The sequence below is a fragment of the Aquamicrobium aerolatum DSM 21857 genome (assembly GCF_900113935.1).
Taxonomy (GTDB): domain Bacteria; phylum Pseudomonadota; class Alphaproteobacteria; order Rhizobiales; family Rhizobiaceae; genus Aerobium; species Aerobium aerolatum.
This window is the reverse complement of sequence record NZ_FORF01000023.1, coordinates 1-15,483: the sequence shown is the minus strand read 5'-3', so window position 1 is coordinate 15,483 and position 15,483 is coordinate 1. Positions and strand designations below refer to the sequence as shown.

Annotated in this window: 14 protein-coding genes; 6 read left to right on the top strand and 8 right to left on the bottom strand. The window is 59.7% G+C overall.

What is annotated here, in order from left to right; genetic code table 11:
- Nucleotides 1-41 precede the first annotated feature (41 nt).
- From glmS to BMZ42_RS18080, 7 genes are all read right to left on the bottom strand, one after another.
- Entirely contained in the window at nucleotides 42-1,865 is a 1,824-nt protein-coding gene (glmS, locus tag BMZ42_RS15525) for a glutamine--fructose-6-phosphate transaminase (isomerizing) (RefSeq protein ID WP_091524282.1), read from the bottom strand.
- A gap of 156 nt (nucleotides 1,866-2,021) precedes the next feature.
- Nucleotides 2,022-3,386 carry a bifunctional UDP-N-acetylglucosamine diphosphorylase/glucosamine-1-phosphate N-acetyltransferase GlmU gene (glmU, locus tag BMZ42_RS15520; protein ID WP_091524279.1) on the bottom strand — a complete coding sequence of 455 codons (1,365 nt, stop codon included), beginning with the start codon at nucleotides 3,384-3,386 and terminating at the stop codon, nucleotides 2,022-2,024.
- A 63-nt stretch (nucleotides 3,387-3,449) separates the two neighbouring features.
- Nucleotides 3,450-5,078: an ABC transporter ATP-binding protein gene (locus BMZ42_RS15515; protein ID WP_091524277.1), complete on the bottom strand. Its 1,629-nt coding sequence runs from the start codon at nucleotides 5,076-5,078 to the stop codon at nucleotides 3,450-3,452.
- 1 nt (nucleotide 5,079) lies between these two features.
- On the bottom strand, nucleotides 5,080-6,252 hold the full coding sequence (locus BMZ42_RS15510; protein ID WP_420492479.1) for an ABC transporter permease: 1,173 nt from the start codon (nucleotides 6,250-6,252) through the stop codon (nucleotides 5,080-5,082).
- Nucleotides 6,218-7,135 (bottom strand): oligopeptide ABC transporter permease OppB, encoded by a 918-nt coding sequence (gene oppB / locus BMZ42_RS15505; protein ID WP_091524339.1) that lies wholly within the window; start codon nucleotides 7,133-7,135, stop codon nucleotides 6,218-6,220. The genes BMZ42_RS15510 and oppB overlap by 35 nt, the downstream gene beginning before the upstream one ends.
- 58 nt (nucleotides 7,136-7,193) lie before the next feature.
- The gene (locus BMZ42_RS15500) at nucleotides 7,194-8,789 is read right to left on the bottom strand and encodes a peptide ABC transporter substrate-binding protein (protein WP_091524272.1); all 1,596 of its coding nucleotides are present in this window, start codon (nucleotides 8,787-8,789) and stop codon (nucleotides 7,194-7,196) included.
- Between the two features lie 139 nt (nucleotides 8,790-8,928).
- Nucleotides 8,929-9,072 (bottom strand): hypothetical protein, encoded by a 144-nt coding sequence (locus tag BMZ42_RS18080; protein WP_175556748.1) that lies wholly within the window; start codon nucleotides 9,070-9,072, stop codon nucleotides 8,929-8,931.
- 44 nt (nucleotides 9,073-9,116) lie between these two features.
- Here BMZ42_RS18080 and BMZ42_RS15495 point away from each other — a divergent pair, with 44 nt between their 5' ends.
- From BMZ42_RS15495 to BMZ42_RS15475, 5 genes are all read left to right on the top strand, one after another.
- Nucleotides 9,117-10,235, top strand: a complete 1,119-nt coding sequence (locus tag BMZ42_RS15495; RefSeq protein WP_091524270.1) for a DegT/DnrJ/EryC1/StrS family aminotransferase — start codon at nucleotides 9,117-9,119, stop codon at nucleotides 10,233-10,235.
- 183 nt (nucleotides 10,236-10,418) lie between these two features.
- Nucleotides 10,419-11,732, top strand: coding sequence for a flavin-containing monooxygenase (locus BMZ42_RS15490; protein WP_210185234.1), 1,314 nt, complete (start codon nucleotides 10,419-10,421; stop codon nucleotides 11,730-11,732).
- Nucleotides 11,729-12,634, top strand: coding sequence for a bile acid:sodium symporter family protein (locus BMZ42_RS15485; RefSeq protein ID WP_091524265.1), 906 nt, complete (start codon nucleotides 11,729-11,731; stop codon nucleotides 12,632-12,634). Before BMZ42_RS15490 ends, BMZ42_RS15485 begins: the two co-directional genes overlap by 4 nt.
- Entirely contained in the window at nucleotides 12,631-13,569 is a 939-nt protein-coding gene (locus BMZ42_RS15480) for an SDR family oxidoreductase (protein ID WP_091524262.1), read from the top strand. Before BMZ42_RS15485 ends, BMZ42_RS15480 begins: the two co-directional genes overlap by 4 nt.
- Complete coding sequence (locus BMZ42_RS15475) at nucleotides 13,566-14,339, top strand: SDR family NAD(P)-dependent oxidoreductase (protein ID WP_210185233.1); 774 nt, start codon at nucleotides 13,566-13,568, stop codon at nucleotides 14,337-14,339. The genes BMZ42_RS15480 and BMZ42_RS15475 overlap by 4 nt, the downstream gene beginning before the upstream one ends.
- Nucleotides 14,340-14,546: 207 nt before the next feature.
- Here BMZ42_RS15475 and BMZ42_RS15470 read toward each other — a convergent pair whose 3' ends face one another.
- On the bottom strand, nucleotides 14,547-15,155 hold the full coding sequence (locus BMZ42_RS15470) for a TetR/AcrR family transcriptional regulator (protein WP_175556747.1): 609 nt from the start codon (nucleotides 15,153-15,155) through the stop codon (nucleotides 14,547-14,549).
- A gap of 88 nt (nucleotides 15,156-15,243) precedes the next feature.
- Between BMZ42_RS15470 and BMZ42_RS15465 the strand changes: the two genes are divergently transcribed.
- On the top strand, nucleotides 15,244-15,483 hold a 240-nt coding region (locus tag BMZ42_RS15465; RefSeq protein WP_139207958.1), incomplete at its 3' end, for a transposase.

Here is a 15,483-nt window from a genome sequence, read left to right as displayed (position 1 = left end):
AGGCGGAAAACCTGCCGAGCTTCGTTTGTGCTGGAGTTGGTCTATTCGACCGTGACGGACTTTGCCAGGTTGCGCGGCTGATCGACGTCGGTGCCCATGAACACGGCAGTATAATAGGCCAGCATCTGCAGCGGGAGCGCGTAGATGATTGGCGCAGCAATGTCCGGTGCATCGGGAACGATGATCGTGTCGAGCGTCGCGACAGTCGAATGTGCAGCGCCCTTCGCGTCGGTGATCAGGATGATCTTGCCGCCGCGAGCCGCCACTTCCTGCATGTTCGAGACGGTCTTCTCGAAGATGTGGTCGTAGGGTGCAATGACGACGACCGGCATGTTCTCGTCGATCAGTGCGATCGGCCCATGCTTCAGTTCACCCGCAGCATAGCCTTCAGCGTGAATATAGGAGATTTCCTTGAGCTTCAGCGCACCTTCCAGCGCCAGCGGATAGCTGGTGTCGCGTCCCAGATAAAGCACGTGCTTTACGTGGGCCAGTTCACGCGCCAGCTTCTCGATCTGCGGAGCGAGTTTCAGCGCATGGTTGGCAAGCTTTGGCGTCTCGGACAGTTCCCGCACCAGTTCGCGCTCGCGCTCGGCGTCGATATGGCCGCGTTCGGCTGCCGCACGCACGGCAAGAGACGCAAGGACGGCCAGCTGGCAGGTAAAGGCCTTGGTTGATGCTACGCCGATTTCCGGCCCGGCAAGGGTTGGGAATGTTCCATCGGACTCGCGCGCAATCGTGGATTCGCGCACGTTCACAACGGCGCCGATCTTTAGTCCCTGCTGGCGGCAATAGCGCAAGGAAGCAAGCGTATCGGCGGTTTCGCCGGACTGGGAGATGAACAGCGCGCCGTCATTCGACGAAAGCGGCATCTCGCGGTAGCGGAATTCCGACGCGACGTCGATGTCGACGGGCAGGCGGGCCAGCCGTTCGAACCAGTACTTGCCGATCATGCCGGCGAGGTAGGCGGTGCCGCAGGCGGCAATCGCCAGACGGTCGATCTTGGCAAAATCAAACGGGGCGTCGAGCTTGCGGGCGGTGCCATTTGCGAAGTCGAGATAGTGCGCCAGCGAGTGAGAAATCACCTCCGGCTGCTCATAGATCTCTTTTTCCATAAAATGGCGATAATTGCCCTTGTCGACCATATAGCTGGTGCCAATGGACTGTTGACGACGGCGTTCGACGCGATTGCCTTCAAGATCGAAGATCTCGACGCCGCCATGACGCACGATCGCCCAGTCGCCATCTTCCAGATAGGTGATCGCGTTGGTGAAGGGGGCAAGCGCAATCGCATCCGAGCCCAGATACATCTCGCCATCGCCATAACCGACGGCAAGGGGAGGGCCGTTGCGTGCGGCGACGATCATATCCTCGTCGCCCCGGAACATGATGGCGAGTGCGAACGCACCCTGAAGCTTGAGGAGAGCGGAATGGGCAGCCTCGACCGGCGCCAGGCCGCTGGCAAGCTCGCGCGAGATCAGATGCGCGACCACTTCGGTGTCGGTCTGCGAGGAAAAAACGTAGCCGTCGGCAATCAGCGTGGCGCGCAGTTCGGCGAAATTCTCGATGATGCCGTTGTGCACAATGGCGACATTTTCGGAAAAATGGGGATGCGCGTTGGTCTCATTGGGCACGCCGTGGGTTGCCCAGCGCGTGTGACCGATCCCGATGTTGCCAGCCAGCGGATCGTCGATGATCTTGCGCTCGAGATTGACCAGCTTGCCTTCCGCGCGGCGCCGCCCCAGTTGGCCTTCCGAAATGGTCGCGACGCCAGCAGAATCGTATCCGCGGTATTCGAGACGTTTCAGCGCATCAACAATAAGCGGTGCAACGGGCGAGCGCCCGACAATACCGACTATTCCGCACATTTATATTACCCTTCCCAAACCCGTTCAGACGAAGCGAAGTGTTATTGTCCACTTTACATTCGCCCAAATCACTTATGGTTGCAGATCGTGTCGGTGTCACCGCACGAATTGAGCTGATGATGATTGTTGGACGTTAAGGTTAGCCGGGCGGCCGACCTAAGACGTCGATTTATTTGCCGCCTTGCGCGCCGCTAGGATGTCGCGCAGCCTGCGGCCAAGCCCTTCCTTGTTGTGCTGGCGAGCACGACCGAAGGCGAGCGCATCTGCGGGAACATCGTTTGTAATGACACTGCCGGACGCAATATAGCCGCCAGCGGCAATCGTCACGGGCGCAACCAGTGACGAATTGGAGCCGATGAATGCTCCAGCGCCGATCTCTGTATGATGCTTCAGGAACCCGTCATAGTTGCAGGTGATCGTGCCTGCGCCGATATTGGCTTTTGCACCGATATGGGCGTCGCCGATATAGGTCAGGTGGTTGATCTTCGCGCCTGTGTCCACAACGGCGTTCTTGACCTCGCAGAAGTTGCCGACCTTGGCGCTGTCGCCAATCTGGGCACCGGGACGCAAGCGCGCATAAGGTCCAATCTCTGCGGCTGGTCCGATGCTTGCGCCTTCCAGATGCGAGAAGGCGCGGATGCGAGCGCCAGATCCGACGGTGACACCGGGCCCGAACACGATGTTCGGTTCCAGATGAACTTCCGCTTCGATCTCTGTGTCGTGCGACAGGAATACCGTTTCGGGCGCGACCATCGAAACACCAGACAGCATCAGTGCATGACGACGTCGCTGCTGCCAGATTGCCTCGGCTTCGGCCAGCTCGGCGCGCGTGTTGATGCCGAGGACGCTTTCATAGGCCGCTTCGGTCGCAACGACTGTGAGGCCGCGCGCGGCGGCGATTTCGACGATGTCCGTCAGATAATACTCGCCCTTGGAGTTGGCATTTCCGACTGCGTCCAGAAGAGCCAGCGCCTCGTTGCCCGCAATCGCCATGATGCCGCCATTGCAGAAGTCGATTGCGCGCTCCTCGTCAGTGGCGTCCTTGTGCTCGCGGATGGCGACGAGCTTTCCGTCCTGTTCGAGCAGGCGACCGTAGCCGGTCGGATCAGGTGCGCGAAAACCCATCACCGCGACAACGGCACCGCCGGCAATCGCAGCGCGCAGAGCCGCAAGCGCATCGGGCTGGACCAGTGGCGTGTCGCCGAACAGGACCAGGATGTCATCATAGCCGCGCGCGATCTTCTCCCTTGCCGAGAGGACAGCATGGGCAGTGCCAAGACGCTCTTTCTGGAGGAAAGTTTCGGCATCCGGCGCGTAGGGCAGAACTGCCGCGCGGACCTCTTCTGCACCACGGCCAACAACCAGAGCCACGTCGACACCGTCCGTCATCCGCGCTGCTTTCACAGCGTGCGCGACCAGCGGCAGGCCGGCGAGCGGATGCAGCACTTTGGGCAGGGCGCTCTTCATGCGGGTGCCCTCGCCAGCGGCGAGAACGACAGACAGGCAGCTTCGGTGACTCATGGTAATTCCGGTTCGATCAAGGTTCAGCTGGTCCTGTTTACCAGCAAGGGCTTGCTGTTCAGTTTACGCCGGTCCCGATGTCTGCCGGAATGGGGTTCCGTCAATCGCGGCGGCCATCAGCGCTTTTGTGTAGGGCTGTTGGGGATTGTCGAAAATCATGTCAGTCGGGCCTTGCTCGACGATCTGGCCCTGTTTCATGACAATAATGTGGTCGGCCATTGCGCGGACGACCGCGAGATCGTGGCTGATGAAAAGATAGGACAGCCCGTGAGCCAGTTGAAGGTCCCGCAGCAGGTCGACAATTTGCTTTTGCACGGACCTATCAAGCGCCGAAGTCGGCTCGTCCAGAACAACCACCTTGGGTTTGAGGATCATGGCGCGCGCTATCGCAATACGTTGACGCTGGCCACCAGAGAATTCGTGCGGATAGCGATTGCGCATCACCGGGTCGAGGCCAACTTCTTCCAGCGCTTCAATCGCGCGCCGGTCGCGTTCGTGGGCGGGCAAATGGGGCTCGTGGACTTTCAGCCCTTCGGTGACGATCTGTCCGACCGTCATGCGGGGCGATAATGAACCGAACGGGTCCTGAAAGACCAGTTGCAGCTCCTTGCGCAGGGGGCGCATCATTCGCTTGTCGGCGAGGCTGATGTCCTGGCCTTCGAAAGTGACCGTGCCGTTTGAGGGCAGCAGTCGCAGGAGCGCGCGCCCGAGCGTCGACTTGCCCGAGCCTGATTCGCCAACCACGCCGATCGTCTGGCCTTCGCGTAGGCCAACCGACACCCCGTCGACAGCCCGAATCTCACTGCTGCCGGCCCGGGAGAACCAGCCTCCACCCGTGCCGAACACGACCTCGACGTCGCTGCCCTCAAGAAGAATGGGTGCGTTTGGAGCAGCGGGAGGTTTGGTTCCCGTCGGCTCTGCTGCCAGTAGCATCTGCGTGTAAGAGTGCTCAGGCGCGGCAAACAAGGCACTGGTTTCGCCTGCCTCCACCACTTCGCCAGCCCGCATGACATAAACACGATCAGCGAACCGTTTTACGATACCGAGATCGTGCGTGATGAACACAATCGCCATGCCAATCTTTTTCTGAAGCTCGGCAAGCAGGGAAAGGATTTGCGCCTGAATGGTGACATCAAGTGCGGTAGTCGGCTCATCTGCGATCAGCACATCAGGATTGTTGGCAAGTGCCATCGCGATCATCACCCGCTGGCGCTGCCCCCCGGAAAGCTCGTGAGGATAGGCATCGATCCGTCGGCCTGGGTCCGGGATGCCGACAAGCTCCAGAAGTTCAATTGCCCGCTGGTGTGCAGCCTTGGTGGATAAGCCACCGTGGAACCTCAAGGGTTCGGCGATCTGGCGTCCGACACGATAGAGCGGGTCAAGCGAGGTCATCGGCTCCTGAAAGATCATGGTGATCTTGCGACCGCGAATCTTGTTGAGCTGACTCTCGGACATCCCGATGAGTTCCTGACCGCGATAGCTGGCAGAACCGCGTGCACTGCCATTGGCCGCCAGCAGTCCCATCAGCGCCATCGTGGTCTGGCTTTTGCCGGACCCGGATTCACCGACGATTGCAATTGTCTCGCCGGGCATGACGTCGAGATCGACGTCTTTCACGGCGTGAACGATGCCGTCATTGGTTTCGAACTCGACGTTCAGACCGCGAACCTTGAGGATTGGATTGTCGACCATGTCAGCGATCCTTCGGGTCAAGCGCGTCGCGCAGGCCATCGCCAAGGAAGTTGAGCGCGAACAGAATCGCTGTCAGCGTGACGGCTGGATAGAGGAGCAGCCACGCTGCCCCGCGCATGTTCGATGCCCCCTCGGCGATGAGCAGGCCAAGGCTTGTGAGAGGCTCCTGAACGCCCAGTCCGAGAAACGACAGGAGGCTTTCGAGCAGGATCGCTTTCGGAACCAGAAGAGTGACGAACACTACGACCGGCCCCAGTGCGTTCGGGATGATGTGGCGTCGCACGATGCCTGCATCCGACACGCCGAGGGCTTCGGCTGCCTGGACATATTCCTGTCGCTTGATCGTCAGTGTCTGGCCCCGCACGATGCGCGCCATGTCCAGCCATTCGGTGCAGCCGATGGCAATGAAGATCAGCACGAAACTTCGTCCGAAAAACACCACCAACAGAATGACGAAGAAGATAAACGGCAGCGAATAGAGGATGTCGATGATCCGCATCATCACATTGTCGATGCGTCCACCCATATAGCCGGCCACAGCGCCATAGGTGACACCGAGCAAGAGAGCCATCACTGACGCCAGAACACCGATGGCCAGCGAAATTCGAACGCCGATCAGGGTTCGGGCCAGCACGTCGCGTCCATTGGCGTCGGTTCCAAACAGGAAGTGAAGCCGTTGAACGTCGGCTTCCATGAAGCCACTGGTCGCGCCTTCAGGAAGGGCGCTGCCACCTTCATCAACGAGACGGGCATTCGAGAAGAGATCAGAGCGATCGACATAGCGGACGATCCGGGGATCCAGTGCGCTTGTACTGGACACCGGCGCACGCACCGTGGAGCCGGAGACGTCGATTTCGCCGATACTGACGCGCGCGCGCGCCAGGACACTCTCAAAAGCGGGGATGATCGCTTCTTCTTTTGGGTAGGCCTCCAGGCTGGCTGGCGCGCGCACATATTGCGGATAGATGCGGTCATATGGGTGCGTGTGTATCCACGGCCCAACGATGCCTGCCATGGCGATCAACAACAACACGATCGCGCTGGCAACTGCGGCACGGTTCCGCTTGAGCCTTATCCACGCGTCCTGCCCGAGAGAGCGCCCCGCGACTGCCTTGTAATCCTTTGTTGCCGCAATCTGGTCAGTCATAGCGCACCCGTGGATCAAGCCACGCATAAACAATGTCGACTATCAGATTGAAAAGAATCACGAAGCACGCGATCACCACGACCGTTCCCATCACCAGTGTGTAGTCGCGGCCCAGCGCACCCTGCACGAAATAGCGCCCGATGCCGGGGATGCCGAAGATGGTTTCCACGACGACCGAGCCCGTCAGAAGCGCGGCCGCCGTGGGCCCGAGATAAGACACAACCGGCAGGATGGCAGCTCGAAGAGCGTGCACCCCGACGACGACGCGTGTCGGAAGGCCATAGGCGCGCGCGGTTCGCACATGGTTGGAACGCAAGGCTTCGATCATTGCGCCGCGTGTCAGTCTGGCGATGATGGCGATCTGTGGCAGCGCCAGTGTCGCAACAGGCAGGACCATGTGCTGCCATGTTCCCCACCCGCCCGCAGGCAACCACCCCATCATGACGCCAAAGACCAGCGACAGGATGGGAGCGATGACGAAGGTGGGAATGGTGATGCCGAAGGTGGCGGTGCCGACCACCATGTAGTCGATCCACGTATTCTGCCGCAGCGCAGCCAGCGTTCCCAAGCAGACGCCGACGATCAACGCGATCAACAATGCGAGCCCGCCGATCTGGATCGAGACGGGCAGACCGGTGCGGAAAAGGTCGTTGACGGTGAAATCGCGCCGCGTGAACGAGGGCCCCAGATCGCCCTGCGCCAGATTGCCGAGGTAAATGGCGAATTGCTGCCACAGCGGCTTGTCGAAATTGTAGGCACGCTCGAGATTTTTCATGATCAGCGGATCGAGCGGGCGCTCGAGATCGAAGGGCCCGCCGGGTGCCAGTCGGATCATGAAAAATGCCAGAGTGACGATGATGAACAGCGTCGGTATCGCGCTGGCAAGGCGCCGGAGTACATAAACGAGCATGGCCAGCTCCAAAAGTGGCCCACGCGCCTTATGGCGCATGGGCGAACTGAGAAGAAGCTTATTGCTCGATCGACATCCACCTCGTGCCGTGAACGTTCATCACATTGTCTTCCCAGCCTTTCAGCTTTTCGGACACAAGAGATCCCGACGAGTAATAGAGAATCGGAATAATCGGCAGTTCTTTCAGAAGAAGGGTTTCCGCCTCTTTCAGGATACCGGCACGCTCAGTCAGGTCGATCGTCTTCGCAGCCTTCTGCATCAGCGCGTCATAGTCGGCGTTGGCCCAGCGTGGATAGTTGAAGCCGAGATTCTGGCTTTCAAACAGGAACAGAAAGTTTTGCGGGTCGGAATAATCGCCGATCCACCCGGCGCGGGTTATGTCGAAGTCGCCATCCTGCTTCATATAGTCGAAGTAGCCGGTGCCTTCCATTTCGACGATGGTCGAGCTGATGCCGACATTCTTCAGCATGTCGCCAATTGCGGTCATGGTGTTCTTGTTGTTTTCCGACGTGTTGTAGCGCAATTCGACGCTGAGCGCGCCCTCCGCGACACCAGCTTCGGCCAGCAGCGCCTTGGCGGCGTCCTCGCGGTCGAGAATATCGTCCTCAGCATAGGGCAGCACGGCATTCTCGCCATAATTGCCGATCCCCGGCGGAACGAACGAGAAGGCTGGCAGCATCGAACCACGCCAGATTTCGGTTGCCAGGAAATCGCGGTCGATTGCCATGGAAATCGCCTGGCGCACGCGTGGGTCCGACAGCTTTTCTTTCTTCACCTTCACCGGCAGATAGTAGACGCCGAGATACGGCACGACATGAACCTGGTCGCCCAGGTTCTGCTTCATGTAGTCCATCTGCTGGTTGTCGAGATCCGAGCAGGACAAAACTTCCTTTGCCTCGAAACGTCGCAGGCACGTGGCGCGATCCTCGAACGGGATAAAATTCACCACATCGATCTTCACGTCATCTGCTGCATGGAAGTGCGGGTTTTTGCGCATCGTGATCTTGTCGTTGGGCGTGAAGCTCTCGAGCATATAGGCGCCATTCGTCACCATGTTGCCCGGGCGCGTGAACTGATCACCATTTTTCTCGACCGACACCTGATGAAGCGGATGACCGGTCTGGTGCGTCAAAAGCTCAAGGAAGTATGGTGTCGGCGCGTTGAGAGTGATTTCGAGCGTATGGTCGTCGATCGCTTTTGCACCGAGTTCTTCAGCCTGCTTCGTGCCCTTGTTGATCTCTTCCGCGTTCAGGATTGGGTACAGCATGTTGGCGTAAGGCGCCGCAGTAGCCGGGTTCTGGATGCGCTGATAGGCGAACACAAAGTCGCTGGCCTTTACAGGGTCGCCGTTCGACCACTTGGCATTGTCACGTAGCTTGAACGTGTAGACGAGCCCGTCGTCAGAAATATCCCAGCTTTCCGCGACACCCGGCACGACCTCGGCCTTGTTGTTCTGCACCACGAGCCCCTCATAGAGGTCGCGCATCAGATTGGCTTCGGCAACCGTTGAGGTCTTGTGGTGATCGAGGGTTGTCGGGTCGGTATCGTTGCCCCGATTATAAACTGCTTCCGCCTGAGCTGGCAGAACAGTGGCGCCCGCAACGGCAAAGACGGCGGTAGAGAGCATGAACGCTTTGAGCAAATGGTGTTTCATGACGACTTTCCTCCTCAAGAAGTGGCTGCCTTACACCCAGAAAGGCAGAATAGAGGTCGGGTTGCCGGAAGGGCAAGGGCACAATCTTTCCTGTGCTGCGGCAACACTTTCGATGCCCACATATTTACACCCTGAAGTCTCATCCAAGCGCCCGGATTTCATGCGCATCAGTGATATCCCGCAACAAAGAGTCGTCATAATTGAACGCTGCGGCGGCTTCGTGGAGCGCTGCTGGCGTTGATGCCTCGCCGGTGTTGCGGTAGGGACGATACGACAGTTCCACGACGCGCTCCGCGTTTCATTCCCGTCCATCGCGAAAGCAGACCCATGCAGCTTCCCTTTATTGATCTCGCCGCGCAACAAGCCCGCATCCGTTCAGCGTTGGACCAGTCGTTCGCCAAGATACTTGATGAAGGAAAATATATTGGCGGGCCGGAGGTCATCGAGCTCGAAAAGCAATTGGCAGAGTTTTGCGGTGTGAAGCATTGCCTGTCCTGCGCCAATGGCACCGATGCCATCCAACTGGCCCTGATGGCATTTGGTGTGAAGGCTGGTGACGCGGTTTTCGTGCCGGCCTTTACGTTTGCTGCCACCGCCGAAGTCGCGCCACTGGTTGGCGCAACGCCGGTGTTTGTCGATGTTTTTTCCGACACATTCAACATGGACCCGGAGAGCTTGAAGCGCGCCATCGCGCATGCACGCGAGCTGGGGCTCAATCCCGCATGCGTCATTCCGGTCGACCTGTTCGGTCTGCCTGCCGACTATGACGCACTTCTGCCGATTGCGCGCGAGAATGGTCTGAAAGTCATCGGCGACAGCGCCCAAGGCTGGGGCGGCGTCTACAAGGGCCGTGTCACGGGTTCGCTTTGCGACGTGTCAACCACCTCGTTCTTCCCGGCCAAGCCGCTCGGCTGCTATGGCGACGGCGGCGCGATCTTCACCGACGACGACGAACTGGCGCGGGTCATCGACTCGCTGCGTGTGCATGGCCAGGGAACGCACAAATACATCAATGAGCGGGTCGGTCTGAACAGCCGTCTGGACACGCTGCAGGCTGCGGTTCTGCTGCAGAAGATGACGATCTATCGGGACGAGCTGGAAGAGCGAAACAAGATTGCCCAACGCTACAATCAGGGCCTTGGCGCGCATTTCACCGTTCCTTTGGTCCCGGAAGGCCTGACCAGCATCTGGGCGCAATACACCATCATCACGAAGTCGAGCGCAGAGCGGGACGCTGTTCAGGCGCGCGCGGCCGAAGCCAAGATTCCGACTGCGATTTATTACCCGATCCCGCTGCATCAGCAGCTGGCGTACAAGGACTATCCCTGCGATCCAGCAGGTCTGCCGGTCAGCGAAGATCTGTCGGGACGCGTCATCAGCCTGCCAATGCACCCTTATCTGTCGGCACAGGTGCAGGACCGCATCATCGAGGCGGTCATCGGCTAAGCCAAACGCAACCTAGTCATGAGAAAGCCGGGCCATCGCGCCCGGCTTTTGTTTTGTGCGGTGTTTCAAACTGAAACCGTTTCAACAATTGCTCGACAGGCGCGTGTCAAACTCGCAATATCGGGCGGGATCATCGGGAGAATGATCGGGAGGGGAAATAATGACCAATCAGGAGCGCGCCGCGTGAGCGCGTTGCCATTTGCTCTTGTCGGGGCCGGGCCGACAGGGCTGGCCGCGGCCAAGACGCTCATCGAGCAGAACATCCCCTTCAAGGGTTTCGAGCTGCACGGCGATGTCGGCGGGCTGTGGGATATCGATGCGCCGCGTTCGACTATGTACGAGTCGGCGCATCTCATCTCGTCAAAGACGATGACTGAGTTCACCGATTTTCCGATGGCTGCGGATGTCGCCGACTATCCCTCGCACACCGAGTTGAAGCGCTATTTTCGCGCCTTCGCCGACCGCTTTGACCTGCGGCGGCATTTTCACTTCAACGCCCAGGTGCTCAGCGTCACGACTTTGGGCGAGTCGGGCGACGGCTGGAAGCTGGTCTGGCGCGACGGGCAGGGCGACAGCCACGAGGAAATCGTCGCCGGAGTGATCATCGCGAATGGCACGCTGTCTGAACCCAACATGCCGAAGTTCGAGGGCGAATTTGCCGGTGAGCTGATCCATTCCAGCGCCTATCGTTCCGCCAGCCAATTGCGCGACAAGCGGGTGCTGATTATCGGCGCCGGCAATTCCGGGTGCGACATCGCCGTCGACGCGGTGCATCACGGCAAAAGCTGCGATATTTCGGTGCGTCGCGGTTATCACTTCGTGCCCAAATACATTTTCGGCAAGCCGGCCGACACGGTTGGTGGCGCGATCCGTCTGCCGATGTGGCTGAAGCGCCGGATCGACGGGACCATTCTCAAGTGGTTTACCGGCGATCCCCGGCGCTACGGCTTTCCCGAGCCGGATCACGCGCTCTACGAATCTCATCCGATCGTCAATTCGCTGGTGCTGTTTCATGCCGGCCATGGCGACATCAGGGTGCGCGCCGACGTTGCACGCTTCGACGGGAACACCGTGCATTTCCGTGATGGCACGTCGGAAGACTACGATCTCGTGCTCGCCGCTACTGGCTACAAGGTGCACTACCCGTTCATCGACCAGGATCTGCTCAACTGGCGTGGCAGTGCCCCGCACCTGTTCCTTAACGCCATGCACCCATCTCGCGACGACGTCTTTGTGCTGGGTATGGTCGAGGCCTCTGGCCTTGGGTGGCAGGGCCGCCATGAGCAGGCGGAACTGGTGGCGCGCTATCTCGGCGGTCTGCGTGACAACAGCCCGGCGGCGGCGAAGATTCGTGCCGAAAAGGCTGCCGGTTTTGACCGGCTGACAGGCGGCGTCGATTATCTCGACCTGCCGCGTATGGCCTATTACGTCGAAAAGCGAACGTTTCGAAACGCAGTCAATGCTCGTATCAGCGCGCTGAAGGGAAGCGGCACATGACCGATCTCGACGATATCGTCCTGAACTTCAGCCCGGCCTCGATGACGCTGCTCAATGTCATCCTCTGCGTCGTGATGTTTTCCATTGCATTGGATTTGAAAGCGCACGATTTCAAGGAGGTGACGCGCAATCCGAAGGCGTTCTTCGTCGGTGTTGTGTCGCAGTTCATCGCCTTGCCGGCGCTGACCTTTGTGCTGGTGCTGCTGCTCGAGCCACGCCCCAGCATCGCGCTGGGCTTAATTTTGGTCGCGGCGTGTCCGGGCGGAAACATATCCAATTTCCTCACCCATCGCGCCAAGGGCAATCTGGCGCTGTCGGTGTCGATGACGGCGTTCTCGACTGCGATCTGCCCGATTGCAACGCCGCTCAACATTGCTTTCTGGGGCAGCATGTACGCGCCGACGCGCGAGATTCTTCGCGCCACCGAGATCGACCCGATGTCAGTGCTCTACACGGTGCTGCTGCTGCTGGTGCTGCCGATGATTCTGGGCATGCTGCTCAACGCCCGCAGGCCGGATATCGCGGCTCGTCTGCGCAAGCCGCTGCAGATTGTCTCGATGGTCATCTTTATCGCCTTCATCGTCGCCGCACTCGCCGCCAACTGGAACTTCTTTCTTGGCTATGTCGGCCATGTGGCTGCGCTGGTCGTGCTGCACAATGCGATGGCGCTGTCGATTGGCTTCGTGCTGGCGACGCTGGCCGGGCTTCGTGCAGCAGATCGCCGTGCAATCACCATCGAAACCGGCATCCAGAATTCCGGCCTCGGTCTGATCCTCATCTTCGCCTTCTTCGGCGGGCTCGGCGGGATGACGGTTGCAGCGGCGTTCTGGGGGATCTGGCACGCCGTCTCCGGACTGACGCTGGCAAGCTTGTGGGCACGCCGACAGGTGGCACCAGCATGAGTCGCATCTTGATTACCGGTGCCGCTGGTCTTGTCGGGCAGGGCCTCCTGCGCCTGTTGGGAGAGACGCAGCACGAGGTGATCGCCGGTGACATCCGTGAGCCGGCGTTTCTGCCCGTCAATGCTGCCTATCGTCCCATCGACGTGCGTGGCGACGACGTGGCGGGCGCGGTCAGTGAGTTTCGGCCCGATGCGGTCGTCCATCTGGCATCCATCGTCTCGCCACCCAAGGGTTCAACGCGGGAGTTCGAATATCAGGTCGATGTGGTCGGCACACAAAATGTGCTCGATGCCTGCATCGCCGGCGGTGTGCGTCGTCTCGTCGTCACCAGCAGCGGCGCGGCCTATGGCTACCACGCCGACAATCCGGTGCCGCTGACCGAGGACTGCCCGGTGCGCGGCAACGCGGAGTTTGCCTATGCGCACCACAAGCGTCTGGTCGAGGAGATGCTGGCGCAGGCGCGCGCAACCCACCCCTCGCTGGAGCAGGTCGTTTTGCGGGTCGGCACGGTTCTGGGGCCGCAGCTCGACAACCAGATCACCGCCTTGTTTCGCAAGCCACGCATCCTGGCGCTTGCAGGCTACGACAGCCCGTTCGTGTTCATCTGGATCGACGATCTGGCGCGCATTGTGCTGCGTGCCGCGACGGAGGGGCCTGCGGGTATCTACAACGTTGCCGGCGATGGTGCGCTCGGCTCCAGCGAGATTGCCGACCGTCTGGGCAAGAAGATGCTGCGGATCCCCGCCGGCGCACTCAGGGCGCTGCTGGCGCTGGCCAAGCCGCTGGGCGTGTCGCGCTATGGGCCGGAACAGGTGCGGTTCCTGCAATACCGCCCGGTACTCGACAATTGCAGGCTGAAAGCTGTGTTCGGCTATACGCCGGAAAAATCCAGCGTCGAGGCATTCGTGGCCTGGAAGGGGAGCGTCGGGTTTTGATCAAGACAGCTGTGATTACCGGCGGAGCGGGTGGTCTGGGGCGGGCATTGACGCTCGCGCTGGTGGCAAGGGGGTGGGCTGTTGCCGTGCTCGATCTGCCGGGGCCTGAGCTTGAATCGGTCGCAGCCGAACAGGTGCGGGCCTATGGCTGCGATGTTACTGACCGGCAGGCTGTCGCCACGGTCTGCGACCGGGTGATCAACGACCATCCGTCGATCGACCTGGTCATCTACAATGCTGGCATCACCCATATTGGCCTGTTTGCAGATACAGCGCTTGATGCACATCGCCGCGTATTTGACATCAACTATTTTGGCGCCATCAACGTCGCGGCGCGGTTGATCGCGCCGGTGCGGCAGGCAAAAGGCACGCATTTGGGGATTTCTTCGGTTGCCGGTTTCGCACCGCTCCACCGCCGCACAGCCTATTCAGCCAGCAAACACGCGCTGGAAGGATTCTTGCGGACGCTGCGTGAAGAGGAGCGTGAATTCGGTGTGCATGTCGCAATTGCGATGCCCTCTTTTGTCGCGACAAATGTCGGTCGACCAGATCGGCAAGATAACGGCATTGCTCGACCCGGCTCCGCCTCGGACGGGATCGACTATATGGCGCCGGTGGAAGCAGCGGAGATCATTGTGCGGGGCTTGATGCAGCAGCGTGACACCATTCCGGTCGGGCGTATCGCGCGTATGGCATGGATCATCAATCGGCTGTCTCCACGCCTTTATGCGCGGCTGATGATGCGCAATATCCAAAATGGAAAGCACTGAGAGAGGGCAGAAATCTCGACGGGGGAATGGTGGCGGGAAGAACACGTCAGCAGGGAAATGTCCTGTCCGTTTCGAGGAGTTTTGGACCACGAACCTCGTGGAACTTTCCACCCGCAGCAAGCCAGTGATCCCCGTGGACGATTTCCGTATAGATCCACTGGATCGGCAAGGCACCCCGAATGTCTCGCCTTGCGCGGGGATATGCGCCTAGCGTTGGCGCAACCCTTCGAACAGGAGATCGAAAAATTCTTCCGCAAATTCTGCGGCTCGTCTGGTGCCTTTCGGGTTGAACCAGCGAGGCATCGCATTAAGCGGTGCAAGGATCGCGCGGGCCACGACAGCAGTGTCTTGTTGACGGATATCCCCGGCCTCGGTTCCGCTTTGGACAAGGCTGCGCAGTGCATTCTCGTAGCGGGCGCGTGCTGCCAGTTCCTCGGCACTTCTGCCACGTGAGGTGCCGCTGATGCCATGAAGGAGCGTGACGAACTCCTGGTAATTGTCTTGGAAAAAGTCTGCGTGAGCAGTCATGAAGGCTTTCAACCGGTCCTTGAAGCTGGACTGTTGCTCGACCCGCGCCCACACTTGGTCTTTCATGCTTTGCAGCATCTCGACGACAATCGCGTCGTAGATCTCCTGTTTGGCCGGGAAGTAGTGATAGAGGGCGGCCTTGGAGATCCCGGTCGCGGATGCGATCTGGCTGAGTGACGTGTTTTCATATCCTTGGGTGGCAAACATCCGAGCCGCGTGCGCCATGATCGTCTGACGCGGGTCAGCTATTGTTGCAGGGCGTCCGACTGGTCGCTTGGTCGTGGTCATCGTGTGTTCCCCGTCAGCGCCCATGGCACAGATTCAGGGTTGAGCTTTAAGGAGTGTTTTGGTCTCGTCGTCTGACGAAGGAACCAAGATGACTGCTAAATCCCCGAGCACCAAAAAGCCTGCCGAGCAGGTGGTGAAGGACATTCGCCGGGCGACCCGACGGCACTTTTCAGCTGAAGACAAGATCCGGATCGTTCTCGATGGTCTGCGCGGCGAAGACAGCATTGCCGAACTGTGCCGCAAGGAAGGCATCGCGCAGAGCCTTTATTACACTTGGTCGAAAGAGTTCATGGAAGCCGGCAAGCGCCGACTGGCGGGCGATACTGCT